At 43.7% G+C, this 4,632-nt stretch carries 6 protein-coding genes; 3 read left to right on the forward strand and 3 right to left on the reverse strand.

Features of this window, described 5'->3' with window-relative positions:
* Positions 1–116 precede the first annotated feature (116 nt).
* On the reverse strand, positions 117–1,253 hold the full coding sequence (gene cofH, locus EWV84_RS04105) for a 7,8-didemethyl-8-hydroxy-5-deazariboflavin synthase subunit CofH (protein ID WP_287076619.1): 1,137 nt from the start codon (positions 1,251–1,253) through the stop codon (positions 117–119).
* A 137-nt stretch (positions 1,254–1,390) separates the two neighbouring features.
* Complete coding sequence (gene psb29 / locus EWV84_RS04110; RefSeq protein ID WP_287076623.1) at positions 1,391–2,077, reverse strand: photosystem II biogenesis protein Psp29; 687 nt, start codon at positions 2,075–2,077, stop codon at positions 1,391–1,393.
* A gap of 69 nt (positions 2,078–2,146) precedes the next feature.
* On the opposite strand from psb29, the gene EWV84_RS04115 reads away from it, so the two are divergent.
* The 3 genes from EWV84_RS04115 to EWV84_RS04125 all read left to right on the forward strand — a co-directional run bounded on the left by EWV84_RS04115 (position 2,147) and on the right by EWV84_RS04125 (position 3,509).
* On the forward strand, positions 2,147–2,311 hold the full coding sequence (locus EWV84_RS04115) for a hypothetical protein (protein WP_287076621.1): 165 nt from the start codon (positions 2,147–2,149) through the stop codon (positions 2,309–2,311).
* Between the two features lie 66 nt (positions 2,312–2,377).
* Entirely contained in the window at positions 2,378–2,842 is a 465-nt protein-coding gene (gene smpB, locus EWV84_RS04120; RefSeq protein ID WP_004162719.1) for an SsrA-binding protein SmpB, read from the forward strand.
* A gap of 118 nt (positions 2,843–2,960) precedes the next feature.
* Positions 2,961–3,509, forward strand: a complete 549-nt coding sequence (locus EWV84_RS04125) for a DUF2808 domain-containing protein (protein WP_286827002.1) — start codon at positions 2,961–2,963, stop codon at positions 3,507–3,509.
* 174 nt (positions 3,510–3,683) lie between these two features.
* Here the strand turns inward: EWV84_RS04125 and EWV84_RS04130 are convergent, their stop codons facing one another.
* A complete protein-coding gene (locus tag EWV84_RS04130; RefSeq protein ID WP_286827003.1) occupies positions 3,684–4,001 on the reverse strand; it encodes a KGG domain-containing protein in 318 nt (105 codons plus the stop codon).
* Positions 4,002–4,632 lie beyond the last annotated feature (631 nt).

The raw sequence follows: 4,632 nt of genomic DNA on the forward strand, positions 1-4,632 counted from the left end.
AAGGATAATGCAAGGTTTTTGAAAGTCCCAATCCTATTTTCTTGCACTAACATCGGACTTTAACAGGTCAAAAGCTTTATTTTAAAAGGGTTTTACCATTATTCAGCAAGCCCTAGTTAATAGATTGTACCCCGTTGACGGGCGGGGCGATCGAGGGATTTAATCGCCGTTTCTAATTCCTCGACGGTCAAACAAGTACCGCCCAGGGCCCCGGCCATAGTGGTAATATGTTCTTCCATGAGAGTGCCACCGAGATCGTTGCAACCCCAGTCTAAAGCTTCTGTCGCCCCCTGTAAGCCCAATTTTACCCAACTGGGTTGATGATTTTTAATGCTATTGCCCAAATAAATCCGCGCCACTGCCGTTAATTTTAATGTATCGGCTAAGATTGGTTGATCTCGTCCGACTCGATTTCTCAGGGGTTTGGGGGCTGATTGTCCCACAAAAGGCAATAAAATAAATTCGGTGATTTTAGCCCGATAATTATTTTCTAGGGCGATTTCTTGCTGTTTTCTAATTTTTTCAAGGTGCTGCACCTGTTGGCTAGGGGTTTCAATATGACCGCAGAGCATGGTACTGGTGGTATGTAACCCCAAGCGATGGGCAATACCGACTATTTCTAACCAAGTGGCGGCATCGATTTTTTCTGGACAAATTACCCGTCTTACCTCATCGACTAACACCTCGGCAGCCGTCCCCGGGAGAGAATTCACTCCTGCTTCTTGCAGGGAAGCGATGACTTTTTCGTAACTTAAACCGTCTTCCCTAGCAATAAATTGGACTTCTTGGGGCGAAAAAGCGTGTAAATGCAGGTCGGGAAAGGTTTTTTTCAGGTTTTTAACAATTTCGAGGTAATAGTCTAAGGAATTACCCTTAATCTTGGCTTTTGGGTTTAATCCTCCCTGCATACAAATTTCTGTCGCCCCACGACGGACAGCATCCGCCGCTTTAGCGATAATTTCCTCTAAATTAAGCCAGAATGCTCCCTCTTCATTTTCATCGCGTCTGAATGCACAAAAACTGCAATGCTGCTCACAAATGTTACTAAAATTAATGTTGCGATTGATCACGTAGGTGACGGTATCTCCTGCCTGTTGACGACGCAAAAAGTCGGCAGTTTCCCGAATCTGGACAATTAAACGGTTATCGGTAGTTTCTAGCAAGATAATCGCTTCTTTCGCCGATAAATTCGCCCCTGACCGCGCTTTGGCCAAAATATCGGTTACGGGTGCGGTGATGGAGGAGTTAGTCACGGGAGATAAATATTAAGGGTTGCCGATCTTAATTGTAGAACGAGGTCAGAAGGAACAGTAAAGAAAGAGAGCCGATTTAATCCTTTTTCTGTTCCCCATTCCCTTGTCTGCACGCGGTAATTTCCGGTTGAGAGCCTTTATTGCGGGGTGGTTTGTTTTTCCTGTTCTTTTTGTTGACGTTTTTTCTTTTCTGCTTCTAAGGCATCTTCGATAACCTTGAGCAGCTGATCCATTTTATCAAGATTACCGCGATAAACATCGAGGTCTTTTTGCAGTTTCTCGCTGGAGAGATGGAGAATTTCTGAGAACTTTTGCAAAATTTGTTCGCGTTTTTCTTTTTCCTTGATCATCTCTGGTTGTGCTTCCGCCAAAATTGTATAGAGACCGATGGCAAACAGGCGACTATACTTAAACTTAGGCGCGTTGATAACCGAAACTAAACTATCAGACAACTGATTGTTACCACCCATAGCAGGGTTTTGCAGTTGGGAAAGCAAGGAATCAATATTAGTTTCTTTGGCAATAGCGATCATATTTTCGGCATCACGACGATAGACTTCGGGATTACCGTTAACCGCTTGGCACAAAGCATTAAAAATATTCGGTTTATCCTCCCCCGGACGATAGCCTTCCATGAACTTCTCGAAAGAAGTAACCACACCAAGGGCATAAATTGGATCATAATGGAAATCTACATTAACGGAGAGCAGGTGCATCTCGACTAATAATTCCTCAACCACGCGCCGATACACCGAATTGATGGGGCGGGTGTGGCGAGTATAAAAATCACGCTTACTATCGGAAACAGTACGAATTTTGTCCACAGAACCAAACTTCATAAAAATTTAACACTGCTCTCATTTTCTCCCTTCTCGTTCCCCCTGACAAGGCCAGTGATCACCAAAGAGCGGCAAGCAGTCAGTCCAGAGAGAGCAAAAGAGCGAGTAAGATGGGGAAATGGGGGAATGGGGGAATGGGGAGACCACTTCGTGCGCGTTGCGGGGGGGAATGGAGAATTTCAAATAAAACCCCAACACCCTAACACCCTAAAACCCTAAAACCCCAACACCCTAAAACCCTAACACCCCAACACCCAACAGCTTTTTCACTTTTCACTTGACTATATGGCCAATCAAGACGACAAAATCAAAATTATCAGTGATAACCGGCAAGCGCGCCATCTCTACGAGATTTTAGAGACTTTTGAAGCGGGGGTGCAGTTGCTCGGTACCGAGGTTAAATCTGTGCGTGCTGGTAAGGTAAACCTGCGGGATGGTTACGTTTTAGTCCGCAATGGTGAAGCGGTGTTAATTAATGTTCATATTTCCCCCTACGAACAGAGTAGCGAATATTTTAATCACGATCCGCGCCGGACGAGAAAATTGTTGATGCACAAAAAGGAAATCAGCAAACTCATCGGTCAAGTGGAACAGAAAGGCTTAACTCTTGTGCCTTTGAAGATGTATTTTAAAGGTAGTTGGGTAAAAATCAGCATTGGCCTCGGTAGAGGCAAGAAATTACACGATAAACGCGAAGATTTGAAACGTCGTCAAGATCAACGGGATATGGCGCGAGCGATGAAGCGTTAATCAAGACACTTATCGGACTGGCAAAGGTCTAGGTAAGAAACGAGCGGGTTTTGTTACAGTTGAACTGTATTAGTCTCCTTGTGGCTGTCACCATCCCCCTCACTTTGGGTTAAAATTTATGTTAAAAGTCTTGACAAAAGTAATTAAATATGCTAAAGCACCCGCTTTAATTGCTCTATCTTTAGCTGTGGGTGCGGGGATTATTTTACCAAAAATAACTTTAGCCAATGGCAACCCCGGCCTAACCATTTTTAGCGGAGTCGATCGCAAGGATATCTTAGATTATTTCTTGCAATTCGGTGGTCGTCCCAAGCAAATGGATCGTTATAAACTCTATATTCCCCCGAAAAAACTCTCCCAAGGGGCCGCGGCTTTTTTTATTTCCTATCCCGATTATTTTAACGGCCAGTTTGACACCAATAAAATCGAGGTACGCATCAACAACAAATCTTTACCTTTAAAGGAAGTGGTTTGGGATAAGGATAGTCGCATTATTCAAATTGTCCCCGAACAACCGATCGATCCGACCAGCAAAGTTGAAATCGTCATGTCTAATGTCAGAAATCCTGAATTAGGCACTTATTACTTTACCTGTGATGTGATTGCCTCTGGCAATATTCCCGTCCGTCTCTACGTTGGCACTTGGATTGTCAGTATCGAACCTTAAGTATTTATTGGGGGATGGGGAAATGGGGGGATGGGGAAATGGGGAAATGGGGGGATGGGGAAATGGGGAAATGGGAGAATTCAACTAAAACCCTAAAACCCTAAAACCCTAAAACCCCAACACCTAACACCTAACACCCAACACCCTCTCAGCCCGAGAAAAAGTCAACCAAAGTCAACTATTTGCCTCCGAGTTGCTAAAATCTGAGGAGTTTTCACCTATAGACTCGTTGGCTGGGGAATTTTCTTCGGAGTTTGAGTTTTTGCGACTGCCTTTGTGAGAATTTTTGCCCCCTTCCCGTCCGATAGCTGCCATGTGGGCGCGATCTCGGCTAACCGCTTCACCACCTTTTCGTCCCGCTTCGCGAGCTTCTTCGGAGGTAAATTCGTGGGCTGTACCTTTTTGATGAGCCGCTTTACCACCTTTACTAGCGATTTCCCGTTGTTTAGCTTGATCCATAGAGGCAAAACCGCGTTTACTCTTACCTGTCATAATATCCCTCCTGTGTGAATGCTGATTTTAAACGTTCTTAAAGACTTATGCGAGATTTTTAAAACACCAAAATCATGGTCTTGTCGGTGGGCAAAACATTGAGATTGCCCCGCTTTCCTCCTCTAAGAACTATGGATTCCTACCTAGTATCATAACTCATTAGCTTGACTTCTAGGGAACCAATTACAGCAATCAAAGAGCATATTTTATGTTAAAAAATATTAAGCGAATCGAGCATTTATCAGTCTAAAGATATAGAAGTTATCTTAATAGTGAGGTACAAAGTTTTCGTTTGGGGCAGTCGGTCTTCAGTTATCAGTTATCAGTTATCAGCTTTTTTCTCCCTGCTCCCTTCTCCCCACTTCCCCACTTCCCCACTGTCCCACTCCCCCACTGATTACTGGTTACTGTTCACTGATCACTAAAAAGGCTGCCATGCAGCCTTAATTGGGTGTACGGGCAGCTTAAAGCCTAGTTTTTGGGGATTTAATCGGAAAAAATTAGGCTTAACTACAGAAACCAAAAACCTACCTAAAACTTTTTCAAGTTACTCATTTCCGTAGCTAGATAACTAACATAAGTAACTTTTGCCACCGATAGATTTTAAGAACGTTATCAGGTATAATCAAGA

It is taken from the genome of Microcystis sp. M_QC_C_20170808_M3Col, assembly GCF_007095505.1.
GTDB lineage: Bacteria > Cyanobacteriota > Cyanobacteriia > Cyanobacteriales > Microcystaceae > Microcystis.